The sequence below is a fragment of the Paracoccus alkanivorans genome (assembly GCF_003697785.1).
In the GTDB taxonomy this organism is placed as follows: Bacteria; Pseudomonadota; Alphaproteobacteria; order Rhodobacterales; family Rhodobacteraceae; genus Paracoccus; species Paracoccus alkanivorans.
This window is the reverse complement of the sequence record NZ_QOKZ01000006.1, coordinates 146,748-168,884: the sequence shown is the minus strand read 5'-3', so window position 1 is coordinate 168,884 and position 22,137 is coordinate 146,748. Positions and strand designations below refer to the sequence as shown.

Here is a 22,137-nt window from a genome sequence, read left to right as displayed (position 1 = left end):
CGAGGGAGGATCCGCCGATGACCTATGTTGCCGGAGCGGATTTCGGCACGCTCAGCACGCGCGTGACCATCATGGACAGCGAAAGCGGCGAGACGCTGGCATCCGCTGCCGCCCCGTATCCGTTGCACCGGACGCCCGGGGATCCGCTGGTTGCACGGCAATCCCATGACGATCAGATGCGCGCGCTTTGCGCGGCGATGAAAGAGGCGATCGGGCAGGCGGGGATCGACGGCCACGATATCGCCGCCTTCGCCGCCGATACGACGGGATCGAGCGTGATCCCTCTGGATGCGCGACTGCAGCCACTGGCTGATTATTACCTTTGGTGCGATCACAGCGCCCATGAGGAGGCGGGCGAAATCACCGCCCGCGCCCATGCCGACGGGATCGAGGCGATAGAGTGGTGCGGCGGGGTCTACAGCCATGAATGGGGCTATTCCAAGCTGCTGCATTTCCTGCGCCACAATCCGGACCTGCGCGACCGGCTGGCGACGGCCGCCGAGAATTGCGACATGGTCGCCGCGACCCTGTGCGGCATCACCTCGGTCGAGGAGATGCCGCGCAGCATCTGTGCCATGGGGCATAAATGGATGTGGGGAAGGCGTTGGGGCGGGCTGCCGCCGCAGGAGTTCCTGTCCGGCGTCGATCCGCTGCTGGAAGGTATCAATGCCCGGATGACGGGCAGGTGGGGCCATTCGCTGCAATTGGCCGGACATCTCGCGCCGGAATGGGCCGAAAGGATGGGGCTGAAGCCGGGCATTCCCATCCCGATCGGTGCATTCGATGCGCATTGGGACGCCATCGGCTCGGGTTGCGCGGCGGGCGATGTGGTCAACGTGGTCGGCACCTCGACCTGCATCATCGCCCTGGGCGGAGCTGACAGTGGCCCTGTTCCCGGCATCTGCGGCGCGGTGCCCGACAGCGTCATTCCCGGGGCCATGGGGATCGAGGCCGGCCAGTCGGCGACCGGGGACCTGTTCGACGCCATCGCGAGACGCGCCGGCAGCGATGTGGCCAGCCTGTGCCGGGGTATCGCCGGTTATGGCCCCGGCGCGACGGGAATGCTGCGTCTGCCATGGGACAATGGCGACCGCACCGTGCTTGTGCGTTCCGATCTGGGCGGTATCGCCTTGGGCTGGGATCTCGGCCACACGGCCGCCGACGAGATGCATGCCGCCATCGAGGGCATGGCCATGCATGTCAGCCTGATCATCGACCGGATGGAATCCGGCGGTGCCTCTTTCAGCCGCGTCATCAACGCGGGCGGCATCCCGCAAAAGAACGATGTGCTGAACCAGATCTATGCCGATGTGCTGCAGCGCGAGGTCCATGTGCCCGAGCGCTCGCCTGTCGGTGTTGGCGCCTGCATCTTCGCGGCGACGGCTGCGGGAGCCTTTCCCGACGTGGCCAGCGCGCAGCGCCGCATGTGTCCGCCGATGCGCGTCTTTGCCCCGCGACCGGACCGGGCCGATGCCTATGCGCAGCTCTCGGAGTTGTTCCGGGATGTCTATTTCGCCTTTGGCGAGGGCCGGGACTGCGATCTGAGCCGGGTTCTGCCTGCCCTCCGGCAATTCAGGCTCGGGCAGTGACGGGCATCTGCCCAAGAGGAATACCCGCTTGCGGAAAGGCGGTTCCGGCAGGGAACCGCCTTTGGTTCATGCCCGGTCCAGGTTGACGCCGATCAGTCCCGACACCTCGTCGGGATGGGTGATCGGCAGCATATGCCCCGCATCCGGCACCGTCGCCCGCCCGACATCGGGCAGCCGCGCGGCGAGAGCATCGGCGATATCGTGGATCACCCGCGGCGAGTCGCCTCCCGAAATCAAAAGAACCGGCGCGGTGATCGATTCGAGCCCGCCTTCACGCAGGATCCGGGGGCGATCCCCGGCAAGAGTCGGCGCGCATTCGGCAACCAGCCCGATCCGTTCGCGCATCTGCACCTGCATCCGTTCGGACAGCTCGTCATAGCTCTGCGTGCCCCAGACCGACAGGAAACCCCGCGTGGCATCCTCGGCCCGGCCTTCGGCCAAGAGGCGGTCGATCTGCATCTCGGGTTGGGCCTGCGCGGATTCGGGCGCGGCCGCAAAAAGCACCGGCTCGATCAGGGTCAGGCTTCGCACCGCCTCCGGGGCGGCGACGGCGATACGCAGCGCCACCGTAGCGCCCATGCTGTGACCGATCAGGTCCAGCGGGCGGCTGATGAAACTGGCGGCGATGCGGGTAACCGCGGTGTGGTAATCGGGATCGTCCGGCTTGGGGTTCCACGAGGCGCTGCGGCCATGGCCGGGCATGTCGAAGCCTTGCAGGTCAACGCGCCCGGCCAGGCGCTCCGATACCGGTCCCCAATAGCTGCCCGAGGCGAGCATGCAATGCAACGCCAATGCCGGGCGATCCGCATCACCCGGCCAATGCCTGCGATGGACTCCACTCACAGCGAAGCGAGATGCCGGTCAAGAAAGTCCAGCCGGTCCTGGCCCCAGAACCGCTGCCCGGTTTCGCGCACGATATAGAATGGCGCGCCGAAGGCCCCGGCCTCGACCGCCTCGTCCAGGTTGCGGCCATAGGTCTCTGCTCCGACGAGCAATCCCTTGTCGGCCAGTGCCGGATCGAAACCATGCGCCTCCAACAGCTCCCGGATCACGGAATCGTCGCTGATATCGCGCTCTTCGGCCCAGACCGCGCGGGTAAAGCCATGCGCCAGCCCGCCCAGATCACCGCCCCCCGCCTGTTGCGCCGCGATGACGGCATAGGAGGAAGGCGCCGTGTTGACCGGCCAGTAGGCGGGCTTGATATTGAACGGGATTCGCAGGAACTCCGCCCAACGCAAAAGCTCCTGCCTGCGGTATTCCAGCCGGCTGGCATGGCGGTCGGCGGGGCGAACCCCCCCGGTCCGGTCAAAAAGCTGCAGCAGGTCCACCGGCTTGTAGGTGATGCTTGCGCCGTGCTTGTCCGCGATCTCCTCCAGCCGCCTTCCGGCGAGATAGCAATAGGGGCTGACTGTTCCCAGGTAATAGTCGATGCTGGCCATGCGCATGTCCTTCTTGATTTGCCCGCAGGTTATCCGGGTGCTAAGGGCTGTGCAATCTCACGAATCCCGCCAGAGGCCCTGTTTCCCATGCCCGTCATGACCGAACCCAAGCTTATTTCCGGAAATGCCAATACTCCCCTTGCCGCCGCCATCGCGCGCCGCATGTCGATGCATCGCGGTATGAATGTCGGACTTTGCGACGCCCGGATCGAACGATTCAACGACCAGGAAATCTTTGTCGAGGTCTTCGAGAATGTCCGCGGCGAGGACATGTATATCATCCAGTCCACCTCGAACCCGGCCAATGACAACCTGATGGAACTGCTGATCATGACCGACGCGCTGCGGCGGTCCTCGGCGGCGCGGATCACGGCCGTCATTCCTTATTTCGGTTACGCGCGGCAGGACCGCCGCGCCAAGGCCCGCACGCCGATCTCGGCCAAGCTGGTCGCCAACCTGCTGACCGAGGCCGGGGTGGACCGGGTGCTGACGATGGATCTGCATGCCACGCAGATCCAGGGCTTTTTCGACATTCCGGTGGATAACCTCTATGCCGCGCCGATCTTTGCGCTGGATGTGCAGCATTATTTCAAGGGCAGGATGGACGATCTGATGGTCGTCTCGCCCGATGTCGGTGGCGTGGCCCGGGCGCGGGAACTGGCGCAGCGTATCGGTGCGCCCCTGTCGATCGTGGATAAGCGGCGCGAAAAACCCGGCGAAGTGGCAGAGATGACGGTGATCGGCGATGTCGAGGGCAAGGCCTGCATCATCGTCGATGACATCTGCGACACGGCGGGAACGCTGGTCAAGGCGGCGCAGGTCCTGAGCGATCAGGGCGCGACCGAGGTGCATGCCTATATCACCCATGGCGTGCTGTCCGGCCCGGCGGTCGAGCGGGTGTCGAAATCGGTGATGAAATCACTGGTGATCACCGATTCGATCCAGCCGACCGAAGCGGTCAAGGCGGCCCCGAATATCCGCATCGTGCCGACCGCGCCGATGTTCACGCAGGCGATCCTGAATATCTGGAACGGCACCTCGGTCAGTTCGCTGTTCGAGACGGACACGCTGCTGCCGATCTATGAAGGTCTGTATTCGACCGATTGAGACAGTTGCGCGTGTTTCCGGCGGTCAGATTACGATGATCGCTGATTCGGGTCATGCCCTAACCCGGCATGGCCTCGCGCATCCAGCCATCGGCATAATCGACCCGCGCGCAGCCGGAGAACCGGGCCAGCCGGTCGAGTTCTGCCTCAAGCCGGGCAAGACGGGCCTTGGTCATCCGCAGGCCGGGCTCGGGCCAGAAGGCGCGGACGGCCAGACAATCGGAATCGCGCAGGGCCCTGGCGTCGAGGCGGCCGATCAGGCGCGCGCCTTCCATCACCGGAAAGACGTAATAGCCGTATTTGCGCCTGGCCTCGGGAACGAAGATCTCGATCCGGTAGCGGAACCCGAATAACCGCTCGGTCCGCTTGCGGTCGCGCAGGGCGGGGTCGAAGGGCGACAGGATGCGGATACGGCCGGAAGGCGGTTCGGCGATGAACCCGGCTGCTTCGGCCATGCCGGGACGGGCATAGGCGCGGTAGGCGCGGCCATCCGCCGCTTCGATCCGCCCTTCGACCAGCCGCCCGGCCGCCATTTCGGCAAGGCACCAGTCCCGCGCCTCCGCCGGGCCGATCAGGTCCCAGAAGGCCGCGATCTCGCCATGAGTGGCAAAGCCGAGCCGGTCCAGCGCCGCATTGCAGGCCCAGTCCAGCGTGTGGTCCGAGGGCACCGGCTCGCGATGCGTTTCGGGGATCACGTTCTCGGTGAGATCGTAGATCTTGCGGAACCCTTCGCGCCGGGCGATGGCAAGGTCGCCGCTGCGCCACAGGTATTCCAACGCCGCCTTGGCGGGCTGCCATTCCCACCAGCCGCCGCCATTCCCGGCCTTGCCGTCACCGGCCTCTCCCGCGGTCAGGGGCCCAGATTGGGAGATCCGCGACAAAACCTCGTCGCATTCGCCCAGGAAGGCATCACCCTGCCATTTCGGCCAGCGCTCCTCCATCCGCTTGCGGCTGCGGCGGAATTTCTCGTGCCAATGGGGAAAGAACCGGGTCGGGATGATGGCCGCGTCATGGGTCCAGTTCTCGAACAGGCTGCGTTCACTCTCCAGCAGCCGCGACAGGGTGGCGGGGCGGTAACGCTGCCTGCGTGACCACAGGATCATGTGATGAGCGCGGGCGACGGTCTGCACGCTGTCGACCTGCACGAAGCCCAAGCGTTCGATCAGGGCCTGGATCTCGTTCGGACCGGCGGGGCCGGTCGGCGGTTCCGCAAGCGCGTGACGGTCCAGAAACACCCGCCGCGCCGTCGCATTGTCGAGATGAAAGCCGGTCATGGCATAGCGATAGCGCGCCACGACCGGCGCCGCAATCGCATCCTCGCGGCCTATTCCCCGATCAGCAGAACCGCGCGCCGGACCGCTGCGGCATAGCCCTCGACACCGAGGCCCGCGATCACCCCGTCGGCGCGCAGCGAGACATAGGAATGGTGGCGGAAGGGTTCGCGCTTGTGGACCTGGCTGATATGGACCTCGAAAACGGGGCCGTCGAAGGTATTTAGCGCGTCCAGCACCGCGACCGAGGTATGGGTCAGCGCGGCGGGGTTGATGACGATGGCGGCGGCCTGTTCGCGGGCCTCGTGGATCCAGTCGACGATCTGGCCTTCCCAGTTCGATTGCAGGCAACGGATCTCGTGCCCGCCCGCCGCATCGCGGCACAGCAACTCGACATCCTCCAGCGTCTCGCGCCCGTAGATCTCGGGCTGGCGCTTGCCCAGCAGGTTCAGGTTCGGCCCGTTCAGCACATAGATGATCGCCATTGTCGTCCTCCGCCCCGGTTTCGCCTTGCCCGTCAGTCTGACCCGAAAAGATCGCGTGTAAAGACCTTGCCGGCCACATCGGCCAGCGCCTCGGTCCGGCGATTGGCAAGGATCAGATCCGCCTCGGCCTTGAAGGCGTCCAGGTCGCGGATGACTCGGCTGTTGAAGAACAGGTCGTCCTTCAGCACCGGCTCGTAGACGATCACCTCGATCCCCTTGGCCTTGATCCGTTTCATGATCCCCTGGATCGAACTGTCGCGGAAATTGTCCGAGCCCGCCTTCATCACCAGCCGGTAGACCCCGACCACGCGCGGCTGGCGGGCGATGATCCGCTCGGCGATGAAGTCCTTGCGCGTCGTGTTCGACTGCACGATGGCCGAGATCAGGTTCTGCGGCACGTCCTCGTAATTGGCGAGCAATTGCTTGGTGTCCTTGGGCAGGCAATAGCCGCCGTAACCGAAGCTGGGATTGTTGTAGTGATCGCCGATGCGCGGATCGAGGCTGACGCCGGTGATGATCTCGCGCGTGCTCAACCCGTGCTGCAGGGCATAGCTGTCCAACTCGTTGAAATAGGCGACGCGCAGGGCGAGATAGGTGTTCGAGAACAGCTTGATCGCCTCGGCCTCGACCGGGCCGGTGAACAGCACCGGCATGTCCTTGCGGACCGCCCCCTCGACCATCAGGTCGGCAAAGCGATGGGCGGCCTCGCTGTGATCGCCGACCACGATGCGCGAGGGATGCAGGTTGTCGTATAAGGCCCGGCCCTCGCGCAGGAATTCGGGGGCAAAGATGATGCCTTCGAATCCGGTCTCGGCCCGCATACGGGTCACGAAACCCACCGGCACGGTGGATTTGACGATGATCGTCGCTTCGGGGGCGATCCGGCGTGCATCGCTGATGACCGCCTCGACCGTCGAGGTGTCGAAGCGGTTCGTCCGTGGATCGTAATTGGTCGGGGTTGCCACGATCACGAATTCCGCCCCCTTCATCGCGGCCTCAGTATCGGTGGTGGCCGTCAGATGCAGGGGCTTTTCGGCCATGAATTCGGAGATTTCGCGGTCCTCGATGGGCGAGCGGCGGTTATTGACCATCTCGACCCGCGCCGGGTCGATATCGAAGGCGCGCACCTCATGGTTCTGGGCGAGCAGGACCGCATTCGACAGCCCGACATAGCCAAGCCCGGCAATGGCGATCGAAGTTTTCTGGCGCGGCGGCATGGCGTTCCCCGGATGATCGGACGGCAAGGCGTTCCAGCCGGTTTAGGCATTGCGCCGGGCGCTGTCCAGTAACGGCTCAGCGCGCGATGCTTGCCGTCAGGGTGGCGCAGGCATCGCGAAGCTCCAGCACCGGCTGTCCCTGCCGGTCATAGCGCAGCAGCAGGCAGGCCCCGGTCAACGGCTTTTCCGGTGCGGCCCGCTGCCACAGGACTGCCCCATCCGGCGCAAGATATGAAAGCCTGCCATCGGGATACAGCATCAGCCGTCCGGGATGGCCCGAGGCCGGGGACCAGAGTGCTTTCCCCTCCACGCCGATCAATGCGGCCCCGTGATCGGGATCATTGACCAGCCGTGCTGCGCCATCCGCGGCGGACAGGGATTGTCCGGGGTTCAGCACCGGGTTCAGGCGGCTGTCCAGCCGGTCGGCAAAGCTGCATTCGCCTGCCAGGTTGCGCCGGATCACCGCGCGCAGGGTGGCGGCGCTCCAGCCGTGATATTCGGCGGCGGCGGACAGGATCATGGTCTTGGCGAATGCGGCCATCGGGGTCATGTCGCCCGCGCTGACCGCTCCGGCCTCGGATATCCATGCGCCTGCCGCGTAATGAAATTCCCCGACCTGCCCGCCGATGACGCGAGTGCCGTCAACCACGATCACCCCGGCCTGCGTGGCCGCCTTCAATGCCTTGCAGATTGCCCCTTGGCTGGCATCGCCGGTATCGCCCGAGGGAAAATTCCCCTCGCCATAGGATTGCAGCACGATCCCTCTGACCCCGGCCGCGACGGCATCCTCGATCATGCGGGCAAGGGGGAGGCTGCCTCCTCCGAACCGGGCCGGAAAGGCGTTTATCTCGATCACCGGATGCGCGTCGATCGCGGTGTCGATGGCGCTTAGCCGGTCGCGCACCATCTGCCGCGCCTCCGGATCGTCCAGCGACAGATGCGGCGCGGCGGGGCCGGGCAGGGCGCTCGCATGACCCGGCCATGTCCCGATCCCGGCCTCGGCCAGCGGCGGCAGATGCGGCGACTCGAAAGCGGCAAAACGCGTGGCCGAGACCTTGATCGCCCGGTTCCCCCGCAGCAGCTTGCCATCGAAGAACAGCGCCAGTTCGGGGATACGCAGCCGGGCACAGGCCAGCGCCCCGCAGAAATTGGTGAAGGCGTCGCTGCCCGCGTTCAGGACCAGCCCCTCGGGCGTGTCCCGGAACATCGGCAGCTGCGCCCCGGTCAGGATCACCGGCTTGGACAGGACGGCACGGCCGAAGCCGAGATCGTCCGTGACGTTCAGCAAAAGCGGCAGGGCGGCGCCGGTGAAATCCATCGTATCGGTGCCATGCAGGATCACGAAACCGTCGTGATCGGCATAGGCATTCAGCACCGCATCCGCGATCCGGCACCAGTCGCGGGGCTGCAGATTGGTGCTGTCCAGCGCACCCGTGCCATGATCGGAAAAGCGCAGGGAGCTGTCGAAATGCAGCTCCATGTCCGGCAGGGAAGCCGCGATCATCGGTGTCAGGATGGCCTTGGCGGCTTCGCTGAAGCGGGCGGCGGACATGGGCGCCAGAGGGGAGCCGACACTGCTGATCGTGCCGCCGGTGTTGAGAATGCAGATCTTCATGGCCGTTTCCCTCGCTACCGCCTCTTGCCTCATAGGCCGGGGAAGAGCGGGCGTCAAAGCGGGAGGGTTGCGGGTCTTGTTCCGGCTGTTTCACGCGTTTCGTGGCGGATGCCTACCCCTGGCAGGTATTTGCACAAAGAATTTGCACAAAGAAGAAGGGAAGGACGTGTTCGCCGATGGCATGATTAACCGACATGGGATCAAACACGCGGATTTCAAGAACTCGTAAACCGTCCGGTTTCGCGTTAACCTTTTGCTCGCCAGCAGAGGAATGCCAGCATGACAATCAGCTTCACAGTCAATGGAGAAGAGCGCAGCGTCGATGTCGATCCCGATACGCCGCTGCTCTGGGTTCTGCGGGACGAATTGCGCCTGACGGGAACCAAGTTCGGTTGCGGAATCGCGCAATGCGGTGCCTGCACGGTGCATCTGGACGGCTCGCCGCGCCGGTCCTGCGTGACGCCGGTTTCCATGGTCGAGGGTTCGGATATCACCACGATCGAAGGGTTGAGCGGCCCCGAGGCCGAGGCGGTGCAGGCGGCATGGCGCGCTATCGACGTGCCGCAATGCGGCTATTGCCAGTCCGGTCAGGTGATGAGTGCGACAGCGCTTTTGCAGCAGGTCTCCTCGCCGAGCGACGAGGATATCGACAACGCGATGGCCGGGAATATCTGCCGCTGCGCCACCTATGTCCGCATCCGGCAGGCGATCCACGACGCCGCCAGGACATTGGAGGGCTGAGCCATGAATATCCATACCAACCGCCGCGCCTTCCTGTCCGGGCTGATCGTCGCGGTCGCCCTTCCGGGACTTGCCCGCGCGCAGCAGAAATCCGGCGCGGCCGCCTTTTTCAACGAACTTCCCGAGGGCTCGGGCGAGCTGTCGGCCAATGCCTTCATCCGCATTGCCCCCGACAATACCGTGACCGTCCTGATCAAGCATATCGAGTTCGGGCAGGGACCCTATACGGGCCTGACCACGCTTGTCGCCGAAGAGATGGATGCCGACTGGTCGCAGATGCGCGCCGCCGCCGCGCCCGCCGATGTCGAGAAATACGCCAATCTCGCCTTCGGGATGCAGGGCACCGGCGGCTCGACGGCGATGGCCAACAGCTTCATGCAGATGCGCAAGGCCGGGGCGGGGGCGCGGGCGATGCTGATCGCCGCCGCCGCCGAGCGCTTTGGCGTGCCCGCCGATCAGATCACCATCGACAAGGGTATCGTCAGCGCGGGTGGTCAATCCGCGACATTCGGCGAACTGGCCGAGGCTGCGGCACAGCAGACCGCACCAGAAGATCCGCCGGTGAAGGATCCCGCCCAGTTCAGGCTGATCGGCACCGATCTTCCCAAGGTGGACAGCAGCGCCAAGACGGATGGCTCGGCGCAGTTCACCTTGGATGTCTATCGCGACGGCATGCTGACCGCCGTGGTCGCCCATCCGCCCAAGTTCGGGGCAAAGGCCGCGAGTTTCGACGACAGCGCCGCCTTGCAGGTTGCCGGGGTGCAAAAGGTCGCGCAGGTGCCGACCGGCGTCGCGGTCTATGCCGACAATACCTATGCCGCTCTGAAGGGGCGCGACGCGCTGGAAATCGAGTGGGACGAGGCAGAGGCCGAGACCCGTTCGAGCGATGCGATGATCGAGGAATGGACCGCCGCCGCCAAGGCGGGTGGGAAATGGGAGATCACCAAGTCCGGCGATGTCGAGGCCGCGCTTGAGGGCGCCGAAGTCGTCGAGGCTACCTATGTCTTCCCCTATCTCGCCCATACGCCGATGGAGCCGCTGGATGCCGTTGTCGAGTTGCGCGACGGCGAGGCCGAGGTCTGGATGGGCAGCCAGATGCAGACCGGGGACCAGGGCACCATCGCCAAGATCCTCGGCGTCGAGAATGTCCGCCTGCACACCATGCTGGCAGGCGGCAGTTTTGGCCGCCGCGCCACGCCCGACTCGCATTTCGCCGCAGAGGCGGCCGAGGTCGCCAAGGCCAATGGCAAGGGCGCGGTCAAGCTGATGTGGACGCGCGAGGATGACGTGCAGGGCGGCTATTACCGGCCGCTGACGGTCCATCACATGCGCGCCGCGCTGGACGATCAGGGCGGCATCAAGGCATGGGATCACGGCATCGCCACGCAATCCGTGATCATGGGCACGCCATTCGAGGCGATGCTGCAGGGCGGCCCGGATTCCACCGCCTTCGAGGGTGCGAACGAGTTGCATTACGCCATGGCCAATCACCGGCTGCGTTGGGCGCAGATGGAATCTCCGGTCCCGACGCTGTGGTGGCGTTCGGTCGGACATACCCATACCGGCTTTGCGGTCGAATGTTTCATCGACGAATTGCTGGAGAAAGCCGGCAAGGATCCGATCGAGGGCCGCCTCGCGCTGATGGGCGAGGACCATCCCCGCGAAAGGGCCGTGCTGCAGCGCGTGGCCGAGATGGCCGACCAATCGGGCGATTACGGCTATGGCGTGGCGGTGGTGAAATCCTTCGGCAGCTATGTCGCCCAGATCGCCGAGATCGAGGACCGCGGCGGCATTCCCCATGTCCGCCGCGTCTGGTGCGCGGTCGATTGCGGGCTGGCCGTCAATCCCAATGTCGTGCGCGCGCAGATGGAGGGCGGCATCGGTTACGGCCTGTCCGCCGCGCTCTACAGCGAAGTCACGCTGGACGAGGGCGGCCTGATCCGGCAGCGGAACTGGGACAGCTACCGCATCCTGCGCCTCCCCGAGATGCCCGCCATCGAGGTGGCGATCATCGCCTCTGCCGAGGCGCCCACCGGCGTGGGTGAGCCCGGCACGCCGCCGATCGCCCCGGCCATCGCCAATGCGTGGCGCCGGATGACCGGCAATGCCTATCGCCGCCTGCCCATCATCCCGGTCGCATGAGAAAGGAGACCCGCATGAAACGCTTCCCCCTTTCGCTTGCGCTGGCCACGGCGGTGGCCTTCCCTGCGATGGCGCAGGATCTGCGCGCGCCCGACGATTTCGAGAGCATCGAGGATCAGACCGAACGCTCTGCCGCGATCTTCGAAGAGATGGGCAAGGTCCTTACCCATCCACGCTGCCTGAACTGTCACCCCAAGGGCGGCCCGACACAGGGCGACGACATGCAGCCGCACGAGCCCCCGGTAGTGCGCGGCGACGCCGATTTCGGTGCGCCCGGCATGACCTGCAATACCTGTCACGGTTCCGAGAATTTCGAGACCACCGGCGTCGGCGGTGTCGAGAGCATTCCCGGCCACGAGCCATGGTCGCTCGCCCCGGTTGATATGGCATGGGCGGGGCTTGGCCTTGGCGAGATCTGCGAGCAACTCAAGGATCCGGAACGCAATGGCGGCCGCTCGCTGGAGGAACTGCAGGAGCATATGGCCGAGGACGGTCTTGTCGGTTGGGGCTGGGAGCCGGGCGAGGGCCGCACCCCCGCTCCGGGCTCGCAGGAACTGTTCGGCCAGTTGACGCAGGCCTGGATCGACACCGGAGCGGCCTGCCCGGGTTAATCATATCTGTGCGATGTTCAACGCAATCGGCCTGGAGCGGGCTATTGCCCGAAAGCGGCCCGCTGCAGGTTCATTGAACCTGAGGGCGCTTTGTCAATGGCAGCCAGGCTATTGGGATAATGGTGGGTGATAACGGATTTGAACCGCTGACATCTTCGATGTGAACGAAGCCGCCGCCCGCCAAGATACTGAAATTCAGCCAATAGAACGCTTCTTATACAGGGGATGTTCTATGTCTGTCCAAAGAAATCAGGTTCACGCAGGTTCAGTGAACCTAAGCACACTTCGTAAATCGGGGGTGTCATGGCGGAGAATCCGCCATGGCTGAGAACAGCAAGATCGAGTGGACCCATCACACGTTTAACCCGTGGATCGGTTGCCAGAAGGTCGGGCCGGGCTGTGACCATTGCTATGCCGAGGCGATGATGGACACGCGCTATGGCCGGGTCGAATGGGGGCCACACGGCGAGCGGAAGTGCACCAGCCAGGCGAACTGGCGTAAGCCTTTGGCATGGGATCGCGCCGCGGCAGCAGCCGGCGAACGGAAGCGTGTGTTCTGTGCCAGCCTCGCGGATGTGTTTGACAACGCAGTGCCGACCGAATGGCGGCGCGATCTGTGGGAGTTGATTGTCCAGACGCCGAATCTGGATTGGATGTTGCTGACGAAACGGCCGGGCAACATCGCGAACATGCTGCCGGTGCCGTTCGACTTCGAACGGCTGTATCCGAATGTCTGGCTTGGCTGCACCGTCACCGATCAGGCCGAGGCCGACCGGGATATTCCGAAGCTGCTGGCGGTCCCGGCGGCGGTGCGATTCCTGTCGATGGAGCCGCTGCTGGGTCAGGTGGATCTGCGACATTGGATCGGTGTTCAACCTATTCTGCCAGGAGTATCCACTCATTTAAGTACGGACGGGTACGAGCGTCAGGACATAGGCGGTGGCATCATAGACGGTTTGGACCTCGTTATCGTCGGTGGCGAGAGCGGTCCCGGCGCGCGGCCGATACACCCGGCGTGGGCGCGGTCCCTGCGCGATCAGTGCCAGGCGGCGAGCGTGGCGTTCCATTTTAAGCAATGGGGCGAGTGGGCACCGGGCGATGCGTTCGGAATGACGCAGGACCGGCCAATAACTGACCGGTGGGGGAACGTGAGCGACTGGATGCGGCGCTATGTGGTCTGTGGCGATGACCGCGCCGACAGGCTCACTGCCCACAGCTTCACAGGTCACTCAACAAACCTTGTTTATAAGGTCGGCAAGAAGCGCGCAGGTCGCCTGCTGGACGGCCGCACATGGGACGAAATGCCGGAGGTTCGCCATGACCGACCGCGAGCATCTGTATATCTGTGAAGAATGCGGCCAGCGAATCTATCCCGGCGACAAATTTCAGCCGGCTGGCGAATGCGCCTTCTGCCCTGAACACGCGGCTACATTGGCAGACATTCTGGATTTCTGGGAGCGCGATATTGCCGATGAGACCGACATGGCGTGCTGGTCTGAATGGTTCGGCAACATCGAGGACGCTCGTGCTCATGTGGAAAATCTGTGTGCGCGGATCGCGAATGCCGGCGCCGAGTTCAAACCACTTGAAGAGGCGTGACAATCTCCGACATAACCGCCCTCCTTTGTGGATCATCACAGACCCACCTTGGCACAGAGATGCCATCGGCGGGCGGTCGCAACATCAACGCCCATAGAATCAGGAGCTTGCGCCCAAGCTGGTTCAGGGAGCGCTGTGCATACAATGGAACGGTACGATACGGGCGGCTTGCCAAGATAGACGGGCTGCCGATATAGGGCTCGAAGCGGCCCCCTACCTCCTCATCAACGAGACCGGACAAGTTGGAAAAGCACCACGACAGCTAGTCGAAACAGTCGGAGGTACATTGAGTTGCATTGCGCGAGAGAAGCTTACGCAACAACTCGATGTGCTTTGCAATCCCCCCACGTAAGCCCTAGGTTGGCGGTTCGAAACATGCAAGATATCAACCAGAGAGATCATCATCGTGTCTCACAACTCACATCTCTCCTCAGCTGATCCTAGTGGATGGGATCAGCTGTTTAACACGTATCAGGAAGTCGGCATCGCCGAAAGTTCCGGGCGCCACAGATTGAACAAGCGCCGGAGTGTTCTACGCCTTGTTCCAAAAGGCCGTACCGGCGCAGAGATAGGTGTTTTTACGGGATTGTTTGCTCCTATCCTCGCCGAAGTTTGCAAGCCGAAAAAGCTATTCTTGGTCGACCCTTGGGATAAATTACATGGATCACACTTTCCTAATTGGGGCGCGTACACAAACCATGTAAGAGTCCCAACAGCAGGCGCACAACAGGCGGCGGCAATTCGCGCAAAAGAAATGGATTGCGATTGCGAGGTCGTTAAAGAATTTTCGACCGAATGGCTGAAGAGTCTTTCCCCAAATGCGCTGGACTGGGTCTATCTAGATGCTAGCCATAAATTTGAGGATGTTGTAGCGGATTTAAAGCACATTGACACGATCCTCTCTGATGATGGCATCATTCTTGGTGATGACTGCTGGATATCAAACAACGGCCAGGTTGGAGAAATATACAACGCATTATATGCGTTCTGCGAACACGAAGAATATGCGCTTCTCCATCTCGATGAGTACGGGCAATGGGCAATAAAGAGAAAACGGGATATTGTTTCGAGACGATGAGTTCAATGACACCATCCAGACAAACAAGTTCGAGCGCAAAAACTATTCGGAAGTATTGAGATGACTAAAAATGTGATATTGCACCTCGGCGCACATCGAACTGGCACGACTGGTCTACAGGTGTATCTCCATCAGAACGACGAAAAGCTCCGCAAGTCTGGATATGACTTGCTATATCCCCCTAGGTCCAGAGAAGTAAGATTTGATTACTTTAAACCTAAGGGCAAAGGTGCAATTTATAGTGACGAAAATATAATTGGATATATGGAGAATAATATTTCTTCATCGAAATTATACCCCGACGCTGGAGAAAAATTGCAAAGGATCGGGCATCTATTCGACAGAGTAGAGAGGGTATATATCTCAATCCGCAACCATGAAGATTACTGGAAGTCGGCCATATCATTCTGCATACAAAAAAGCGGTATCGATCTACCCTCCGCAGAACAAATCAACAAAATCGCTGCTTCAAAACGAGGCTGGGCTCAAGTTGTAGAAGACGTCCGCGCAGTACTCCCACAGGACGTTAAAATATACGTTCGAGAGTTTCAATGGAAGACAGAAAACCCAAAGCAACAGCTCATCGCTGTTTGCAAATGGCAAGCCCTTAAAGAAACGTCTTTCCAGCGAAAAAAGCATAATTCCGGATTTGATCAAAATACCCTAATTAGAACCCTATCGGAACGAGGAGCTTATAGCTCTGCCGACCGGCTCTCATCTATAGACAGCTTCGAGCTGTTCACCGAACGGCAAAGGCGAGAAATGATGGAATTGTACATATCCGACATTAATGCCTTATCAAACATGAACAATGTTCAATTCCTTTCTGACGACATCGGAAATATCCGCACATCCTTGATTGATAAAATAGAAAAAGCCCAAACCAGTCTTTACAACGAGCATGAGTCTGGAAGCGATCAGGACGCGAATCACATCATCTGCTTCCTACATATCGGGAAAACTGGGGGGACGTTCTTAAAGTCCCAAATTTCTCAGAACGAAGCAAGGGAAAAGAACGTAATTCTCTCCGGCCATAATATGACCTTAAATAAGTCTATCGAAGCCTATGGCCCAACGCGAAAACTCGCTTTTTTCTTTCGTCATCCGGAGGAACGCTTTGTTTCGGCGTTCTACTCTCGTTTGCGTCAGGGAAGGCCAGTTTACGATGTAAACTGGACAGCTGCTGAGGCAGTGGCTTTTCAGTATTTTCACAATCCAAACTCATTGGCTGAAGCACTTTATAGTGAAGACGACAGGCTAAAGTCGGCAGCAAATTTCGCCTTTAAGAATATTTTCCATCTTGCGCTCTCACATGAACATTATCTTGGCTCTGTTGAAGCGTTGCTCAACGAGGACAAGAAGCAGAATATATTGCTATGTTGTGAAACTCGCAATATTGAGCGTCACTGGGGAAAGATAGTTAAAACCATGGGTTTTGATGCGGGCAAAGCAATAATACCTAGCTCCAACAAGGCGCCTCAAGGGACTGCGGTTGAACTTTCTGAGTTGGCGAAAGCCAGTTTGGCAATGTTCTGGGAAAAAGAATTTCGGATTTACGACACGTGCAGAAAGATCGCTCAGAACTCCGGATTTGGAGACGTATAATGAGCAACAAAATTGTACATATTCATATTGGTGTCGACGCAGTTTCAGAGAATATAATCGGTGACGTCATGCAGGCGGTTAGCGAAGATGTTTCTGAGAGTGGGTATCATTTTATCAACGATGATGAGTTTGAACTAAATTTCAAGAACGCTATTTCAGCGGCGGATGGAACAACCGCAGAAGAGGCGGTAAAAAAATTTAGTGACTCCGCTGATGTTCTCGTGTTTTCTAGGCCCAAGTTCCTCTACACGGGAGCACCTTTAAATTTTGGCGATGTATACAAGAAAGCCATCTATAAATTTAATTTTTTACAATCGATATTCTCTGGCTTTGACGTTGTATTTCACTTGTTCATAGTGGATCATGTGTCATACTTGTCCAACCACCTAAAGACGGCAAGAAACACAAGCCCAGTTGAGGTTATTCCCTCTTGGATTCCTATGATTAGCGGGCTGAAGTCATGCCTGCTTGATAATAGCCAACTAATTGTATGGAATGCCGAGCGTCCGGATTGGATTATATCAGAGCTATGCAAAAGTGTAAGCGGCGGGCGCATCGTAACGGACATAATGGCAAGTGCGGCAACTGAAAGCCGTGTTGCAGGTCGAAAGAAGGAACGATTATTAAGCAATGCAGGGTGGGATCCTGAACTGTTGGATGATCTGTTCGAGCAAGATTTGCAATACATACATGATGGAGATGGAGTCGATGAAAACCAAGCTGGAATGGACTGAATCTGAGGATAATGTGGTTATGCGTGTCGAAGGAGTGCCGCAGTCTCACAAGGAGGCAGTAACAGATATACTACAGAGTATCCGTTTGCTTACTGATGATTATCTACAGTGCTTGGAGCGCCGGGTTGAATGTGCAGCAGAGAAGAACACACAAAAAATATCGTCTGTATCCGCACAACTCCTAAAGTCTCGCGCTTTGATAGACGAGGCTAGGCAGCAGCTCTTACTCGGGTTGGCGGCTGCGAGAGGTGAGATTAGTGCTTCGGATCTCGGTTTTCCGGAGATTGATGATCCATTTTATCGTGATGCAACTTAGGACCCAAGAGGTATCTCAAATTTGATGCAGTCCCTCGAATAGTAGGATCTATCCGGAACAGTTTGGCTCCTGAGAATTATCATCAAACTGAAAACCCGCCAACTCGAGCAACGAACTGGCGGGGCTATAGTGATATCCTTAATTAAACAGGAAGTCACTCGCGTCAATTGCGTTAACATTTTCGATATCTACACGAATGACGCCATCATTGAAATTTATAATAACCTTATTTTCATCGGCATATCGAGTAATTGTAAGATCTGACATGCTATCTATATTCGGGTCGGTAAAGCGGAACTTATCGATACCATTCTCAAAATCTTCGACACGAGTCCAGCCAGATACACCCTCAAATATAAACTGATCAGCGCCAGTGCCGCCACGGGCAATATTCTCACCCCAACCACCAGCGTCATGGGATCTGTTGCCGAAATATAGTTTATCGTTACCCGCAGACCCTTCAATTATGTCGTGCCCATTGCCAGCAACCAACACGTCGTTGCCATCTCCGCCAATCAACGTGTCATGACCGTTTCCGCCAAGAAGAAGATCATTACCTACGTTTCCAACTAGACGATCATCACCTAAGTTTCCTTCCAGCGTATCAGCGCCCCCTTGCCCGAACACAGTGTCGTGCCCGCTTCCACCCCAAACATGATCATGTCCACCTTTGGCCTCAACAGTGTCATCGTTAAGTCCAGCCGCAATCAGGTCACCGCTGGTACTCCCGGCTATTACTTCGAGAACATCGGCCGCTTTTGCATCATGCGTTATTAAATCAAAATTATATTCATCATTATAGACAATTCCACCATCTGGAGTATAACCGTCAGGAACAAAATTGATAGGATCTGTATACTTTACATCTTTTAACGTCGAAAAGTTTGGAATATTGCCCTCATGAATGAAATGTGCCTCCTGATCTCCTTCCTGGGATGCGCCGTCTCCATTCATATCCACTCTGGCTCCCTCTAGGGAGTAAAAAATCTTTCCGTCACCGGTATCTATCAATATCCATTGCTGTGGATCCGCTCCTGGATCATTATGGTCGCCATTATATTCAACGATTCTCACGTAACTCGGAAGATTGTTGAAATCTAACAATTCACCCTCAATTCTTATCTCATCCCGCGACGCATCAAAGTCCTCTATTCTACCGACTATCACATTATTCACATTGTCGATATTGGTGAAATTGAACGTATCGTAACCAGCGCCTAAACGAACATGATGCCCATTTGAAATAGTGGTTATCTCATCGAAAACCAGATTAGCCCAGTGATCTACTGGGTTCTTTTCCTCATACTCCTTATTTGGATATGTATGGAGCTGCCCTTGCCCATTAATCGCGACTAAATTTAGTGTAACGTTTGCCATTTTCCCACCTAATATTTGGAGTCTCTATCAAATTGTAGATTGATGTGTGTATTCGAACTCGAGAATCGCAGGTAAGTCAACCGTCTTCCATCACATGCTATGATGCCGATTACATGCGCGGCGTTCAAAAGACTGCTTAGTCCGGCCTGACCATGGCACGCAGTTCAGGTGCAGTCACAGACAAGAGCCTGAAACGGGTGAGCGTGGACACGACGGTGATGGAAAAGAATATCGCGCATCCCATAGATGCCCGGCTTTATGAGCGTGCCCGCAGGCAATCGGTTGCCCTGGCGACCGAGGCGGGATTGAGCCTTCGTCAGAATTATAACCGCCTCGCGCCACGGCTGGCTCGGCAGGTCGGGCGCTATGGCCACGCGCGCCAATTCAAACGCATGCGCAACCTATACTGCGCCTGCGGGCATCACGCAGTCGTCACGCTGACCACGTGGATGCACCGGGACTACATCCTGCCTCGAGCGCGCTGCACGATATGTGGACGGCTCGGCGCAGATCACATGACGGTGTGGGTGGAAACTCGTCCGACCCAAAATATCCCAGACGGGAAGAGAGTGGAGGGATAGCCGAATCCTAGCTTATCAAATCACCAGCGGCCAAGCGCCAACCAACTTAGTATACTAGTTCCCGAATCTGGATTTATTGCGAGGTCATGGCACCCACAACACCACAGTGCCAGGACTCAAGTAGTAGGGCGGCTCACCTGTCAGGATTTTCGCTTCCGCTCTGGCGTTCGGCAAAGCCTCTGGTGCTTCGCGCGCCAGTTCCAACGCGTCTTCCTCTGTTTCGCTACATGCGATCCAGACCTGTTTATTTTCTCCATGGCGGAGTTCGACAACAAAGTAATCCATGCTTTCACTATAAGGCCAAATGCGATCTCGCGCAAATCAAAGCTGCTAGTATGACGGGGTAAATTTCAAATCAGACCGTTGCTGGCAATCTTCGCACTCACCTCCACCAATAGGGCAAAACCCGACACGTCCTCACTGCGCGCCAGCCCCCGACAAACAATCCCGCCCGGTGATCGCATCCAGCCTCTCCCGCAGCTTCGCCCGCGCCATATTCTCCATTGATAAAGTGCGGCGGCGGAATGCACGTTCTATTTTTCGCAGCAAGAACAGAGACCTTCAATCCTTCGGATGGTTTTTCCAAGTGGTCAACTATTAAGGTGGCTGTTAAAATTCTATTACATAGGGGAGGGAGAAATCATGGAACCTGCATCTTTTTATGAGATGAACCGCGATGAGCTGTTGGCGTTGAGAAAACGGCTGGTTTCTGAAATAGAAAACCGGGAAAAACTGCAGAAATCCAATGCGATAAAAGCACTGAAAGAGGTCGCGCAGGAGCACGGTTTCAAACTCAGTGAACTTGTCGGAGATAAGGCCGAGGGTAACGCCAAACCTTCGAGACATCGATAAAATGGCTGCCTAACGATTCGTGCGAATATCGAGCCGATATGCGGGCGCGGCGTTGGACATGGACAGTCTCTCAACCAACAGCCATATAGCCTAAGGCGTCGTGCCCGGAAGCATGATGCCTCGATGGCGGGGGAATAACGTGTCTCAGGCCCCCGCCGTCTGCATCACGCTCACCGCCGCCGCACCCGTTTCCACCAATACGGAAGCAACCGGCGCGCCTTCACAGCGCGCCTGTGTCCTTTAGGGCTTTCGACAGCCTGTCATGCTCCGACAGTGCCGTGGCTTCGTCATGCGCCCGCTTGGCCTGGCTGCGGGACCAGATGACGCGGGTATGTCCCAGAAGCCGCTCCGCGCCCGCCCAGAGCGCCATGACGGCGCTGGCGATGCCATAGGCAGTGTCGGCCGCCACATCGGCCGGGATGGGCAAGGGAACGCCGCAGAGCGCCAGAACCATGAACACCACAGTGAACACCTGGGCGACGAAACTGCGGTTGGTGACAAAGACCGACCAGCGAGGCCCGTTGCCGCCAGAATCGTTTGCGATCCTGTTGGCAAGCTGGACGGTTTCGGAAATCTCTCGGATGAGATTGAACATGGCTTATCCTTTCACGAGAACGATTGCGCAGAACGCGGCTGCGACGAGCAGGGCGCCCAGCATTCCGGGGGAGGGGGATTCGGCGGGTTTCTTGATCGGGTCTTGATCGGAAACCGGTGGGCTGACCGGATCGGAAGGCTGTGCGCCAGAGCGATACCGTTCCTTCGCGACGGCAAGCGCGACCTCAACTTCACGGATGGAGGCATGTGCCTTGTTCAGTCCGTCGCCTGCATAATAGGACTGCCCCGCCCTGAGCCACCGGTTCGCGCCCTGCATGTCGTGAGGAACAGGCAGCGAAGCCCATTCCTTGGATAAGGCAACCGCCATGTCGTCGGCGTCGATCTTGCCGTCGAGGAACCGCTGGAACCCGCGACCGGTCAGGAGATGATAGGCCATGGAGTCCTGCGTGGCGGCGTCGAACTTCCGTGACGTGTCGAAATTCATCTGCTGGATGGTCGCCAGCAGCGTCTTGTAAAGGATCTGGTAGAGGCCGGCGGCGGTGGACTTCATGCCCTTGGCTCGCCATGTTTCCTGCATCCTGACAACCTGCGCGACGGTCATCGAGGTCAGCTTTGCCGGGCGAAGATCTTTGCTGATCCCGCCATAGATCGTGTCATAGCTGCCGATGCCCTCATATTTCCCGATCAGGTCGAGAACCGGGCGCGCGTGATAGAGGGTGAACGTCATGTCACTTCCTCCCGCCGAACAATTTGAGAATGTCGGCAACCGCCGTCGGGCTTTTCGAGATTTCGAGAAGGCGGCGAATGAGAGTGTCACCGAGTAATGCCAGGACGGCTGCCACGGCATTCCGATAGCTTTCCGCGGGCCATTCCAGCCAAGACAGGATTGGGTCGGTGAAAACCCAGGCCATGAAAATGGCCGCGGCCATCGAGGTCACGGCTTGGATTACGGATTGGGTCTTGGTGATGAGAAGTTTGACGACGGCCGCGCCGACAATCACGATCCAGAATTTCAATTCATCAGACACAGGGACGTTCCTCATGCGTTACGGCATGGGCGCACGTCCTATGTGCCCGGTGATTGCAACATACCAGATATGGTGGCTATTCCTCCACCCCGTTTTTCAGGGACAGCCAGTGCCGGTGAACCCGTTCGCAGTGGGGCGGCTCACGGAATACGACCTGCATCAGATCCCCGAAATACCACCAGCCGCGCCGCCAAGC

Annotated in this window: 23 protein-coding genes and 1 pseudogene; 13 read left to right on the top strand and 11 right to left on the bottom strand. The window is 59.2% G+C overall.

Annotation, left to right across the window (positions count from 1 at the left end):
- Positions 1-17: 17 nt before the first annotated feature.
- The gene (locus C9E81_RS15855) at positions 18-1,589 is read left to right on the top strand and encodes a ribulokinase (RefSeq protein ID WP_122113330.1); all 1,572 of its coding nucleotides are present in this window, start codon (positions 18-20) and stop codon (positions 1,587-1,589) included.
- 66 nt (positions 1,590-1,655) lie between these two features.
- Here C9E81_RS15855 and C9E81_RS15850 read toward each other — a convergent pair whose 3' ends face one another.
- Together C9E81_RS15850 and C9E81_RS15845 are read right to left on the bottom strand one after the other, a co-directional pair.
- Positions 1,656-2,381 (bottom strand): alpha/beta fold hydrolase, encoded by a 726-nt coding sequence (locus C9E81_RS15850; protein ID WP_243698687.1) that lies wholly within the window; start codon positions 2,379-2,381, stop codon positions 1,656-1,658.
- Between the two features lie 47 nt (positions 2,382-2,428).
- Positions 2,429-3,028 (bottom strand): 2-hydroxychromene-2-carboxylate isomerase, encoded by a 600-nt coding sequence (locus tag C9E81_RS15845; protein WP_122113328.1) that lies wholly within the window; start codon positions 3,026-3,028, stop codon positions 2,429-2,431.
- Between the two features lie 87 nt (positions 3,029-3,115).
- Here C9E81_RS15845 and C9E81_RS15840 point away from each other — a divergent pair, with 87 nt between their 5' ends.
- The gene (locus tag C9E81_RS15840; RefSeq protein ID WP_122113327.1) at positions 3,116-4,135 is read left to right on the top strand and encodes a ribose-phosphate pyrophosphokinase; all 1,020 of its coding nucleotides are present in this window, start codon (positions 3,116-3,118) and stop codon (positions 4,133-4,135) included.
- A 58-nt stretch (positions 4,136-4,193) separates the two neighbouring features.
- Here the strand turns inward: C9E81_RS15840 and C9E81_RS15835 are convergent, their stop codons facing one another.
- The 4 genes from C9E81_RS15835 to C9E81_RS15820 all read right to left on the bottom strand — a co-directional run bounded on the left by C9E81_RS15835 (position 4,194) and on the right by C9E81_RS15820 (position 8,722).
- The gene (locus C9E81_RS15835; RefSeq protein ID WP_122113481.1) at positions 4,194-5,408 is read right to left on the bottom strand and encodes a winged helix-turn-helix domain-containing protein; all 1,215 of its coding nucleotides are present in this window, start codon (positions 5,406-5,408) and stop codon (positions 4,194-4,196) included.
- Positions 5,409-5,458: 50 nt separating this feature from the next.
- Positions 5,459-5,890, bottom strand: a complete 432-nt coding sequence (gene aroQ / locus C9E81_RS15830) for a type II 3-dehydroquinate dehydratase (RefSeq protein ID WP_122113326.1) — start codon at positions 5,888-5,890, stop codon at positions 5,459-5,461.
- A 32-nt stretch (positions 5,891-5,922) separates the two neighbouring features.
- A complete protein-coding gene (locus C9E81_RS15825) occupies positions 5,923-7,107 on the bottom strand; it encodes a nucleotide sugar dehydrogenase (protein ID WP_122113325.1) in 1,185 nt (394 codons plus the stop codon).
- Between the two features lie 76 nt (positions 7,108-7,183).
- Positions 7,184-8,722, bottom strand: a complete 1,539-nt coding sequence (locus C9E81_RS15820) for an asparaginase (protein WP_166461947.1) — start codon at positions 8,720-8,722, stop codon at positions 7,184-7,186.
- A 279-nt stretch (positions 8,723-9,001) separates the two neighbouring features.
- On the opposite strand from C9E81_RS15820, the gene C9E81_RS15815 reads away from it, so the two are divergent.
- From C9E81_RS15815 to C9E81_RS15775, 9 genes are all read left to right on the top strand, one after another.
- Positions 9,002-9,463 (top strand): (2Fe-2S)-binding protein, encoded by a 462-nt coding sequence (locus C9E81_RS15815; protein ID WP_122113323.1) that lies wholly within the window; start codon positions 9,002-9,004, stop codon positions 9,461-9,463.
- A gap of 3 nt (positions 9,464-9,466) precedes the next feature.
- Positions 9,467-11,605: a xanthine dehydrogenase family protein molybdopterin-binding subunit gene (locus C9E81_RS15810; protein WP_122113322.1), complete on the top strand. Its 2,139-nt coding sequence runs from the start codon at positions 9,467-9,469 to the stop codon at positions 11,603-11,605.
- Positions 11,606-11,619: 14 nt separating this feature from the next.
- The gene (locus C9E81_RS15805; protein ID WP_122113321.1) at positions 11,620-12,216 is read left to right on the top strand and encodes an Isoquinoline 1-oxidoreductase subunit; all 597 of its coding nucleotides are present in this window, start codon (positions 11,620-11,622) and stop codon (positions 12,214-12,216) included.
- A 320-nt stretch (positions 12,217-12,536) separates the two neighbouring features.
- Positions 12,537-13,565: a DUF5131 family protein gene (locus C9E81_RS15795; RefSeq protein ID WP_122113320.1), complete on the top strand. Its 1,029-nt coding sequence runs from the start codon at positions 12,537-12,539 to the stop codon at positions 13,563-13,565.
- The gene (locus C9E81_RS15790; RefSeq protein WP_122113319.1) at positions 13,534-13,815 is read left to right on the top strand and encodes a hypothetical protein; all 282 of its coding nucleotides are present in this window, start codon (positions 13,534-13,536) and stop codon (positions 13,813-13,815) included. Before C9E81_RS15795 ends, C9E81_RS15790 begins: the two co-directional genes overlap by 32 nt.
- Positions 13,816-14,221: 406 nt before the next feature.
- A complete protein-coding gene (locus tag C9E81_RS15785) occupies positions 14,222-14,893 on the top strand; it encodes a class I SAM-dependent methyltransferase (protein ID WP_166461946.1) in 672 nt (223 codons plus the stop codon).
- 60 nt (positions 14,894-14,953) lie between these two features.
- Positions 14,954-16,498: a sulfotransferase family 2 domain-containing protein gene (locus tag C9E81_RS22720; RefSeq protein ID WP_147457615.1), complete on the top strand. Its 1,545-nt coding sequence runs from the start codon at positions 14,954-14,956 to the stop codon at positions 16,496-16,498.
- Positions 16,498-17,232 carry a hypothetical protein gene (locus tag C9E81_RS22715; protein WP_147457614.1) on the top strand — a complete coding sequence of 245 codons (735 nt, stop codon included), beginning with the start codon at positions 16,498-16,500 and terminating at the stop codon, positions 17,230-17,232. The genes C9E81_RS22720 and C9E81_RS22715 overlap by 1 nt, the downstream gene beginning before the upstream one ends.
- Positions 17,207-17,548 carry a hypothetical protein gene (locus C9E81_RS15775; RefSeq protein WP_147457613.1) on the top strand — a complete coding sequence of 114 codons (342 nt, stop codon included), beginning with the start codon at positions 17,207-17,209 and terminating at the stop codon, positions 17,546-17,548. Before C9E81_RS22715 ends, C9E81_RS15775 begins: the two co-directional genes overlap by 26 nt.
- A 138-nt stretch (positions 17,549-17,686) precedes the next feature.
- Here the strand turns inward: C9E81_RS15775 and C9E81_RS15770 are convergent, their stop codons facing one another.
- Positions 17,687-18,925, bottom strand: a complete 1,239-nt coding sequence (locus C9E81_RS15770) for a calcium-binding protein (RefSeq protein ID WP_122113315.1) — start codon at positions 18,923-18,925, stop codon at positions 17,687-17,689.
- Positions 18,926-19,083: 158 nt separating this feature from the next.
- Between C9E81_RS15770 and C9E81_RS15765 the strand changes: the two are divergent.
- Positions 19,084-19,323, top strand: a pseudogene (locus C9E81_RS15765) (IS5/IS1182 family transposase); the annotation flags it as partial.
- A 267-nt stretch (positions 19,324-19,590) separates the two neighbouring features.
- On the opposite strand, the gene C9E81_RS22710 reads toward C9E81_RS15765, so the two are convergent.
- Positions 19,591-19,791 (bottom strand): hypothetical protein, encoded by a 201-nt coding sequence (locus tag C9E81_RS22710; protein WP_147457612.1) that lies wholly within the window; start codon positions 19,789-19,791, stop codon positions 19,591-19,593.
- Between the two features lie 357 nt (positions 19,792-20,148).
- On the opposite strand from C9E81_RS22710, the gene C9E81_RS15760 reads away from it, so the two are divergent.
- Positions 20,149-20,358, top strand: a complete 210-nt coding sequence (locus tag C9E81_RS15760; RefSeq protein ID WP_166461945.1) for an H-NS family nucleoid-associated regulatory protein — start codon at positions 20,149-20,151, stop codon at positions 20,356-20,358.
- A 220-nt stretch (positions 20,359-20,578) separates the two neighbouring features.
- On the opposite strand, the gene C9E81_RS15755 is transcribed toward C9E81_RS15760, so the two are convergent.
- From C9E81_RS15755 to C9E81_RS15745, 3 genes are read right to left on the bottom strand one after another with little or no spacing between them, the layout of a single operon-like run.
- Positions 20,579-20,953 carry a hypothetical protein gene (locus tag C9E81_RS15755; RefSeq protein ID WP_122113313.1) on the bottom strand — a complete coding sequence of 125 codons (375 nt, stop codon included), beginning with the start codon at positions 20,951-20,953 and terminating at the stop codon, positions 20,579-20,581.
- A 3-nt stretch (positions 20,954-20,956) separates the two neighbouring features.
- Positions 20,957-21,640, bottom strand: a complete 684-nt coding sequence (locus C9E81_RS15750; protein WP_122113312.1) for a lysozyme family protein — start codon at positions 21,638-21,640, stop codon at positions 20,957-20,959.
- A gap of 1 nt (position 21,641) precedes the next feature.
- Entirely contained in the window at positions 21,642-21,941 is a 300-nt protein-coding gene (locus C9E81_RS15745; RefSeq protein ID WP_122113311.1) for a hypothetical protein, read from the bottom strand.
- Between the last annotated feature and the right edge of the window lie 196 nt (positions 21,942-22,137).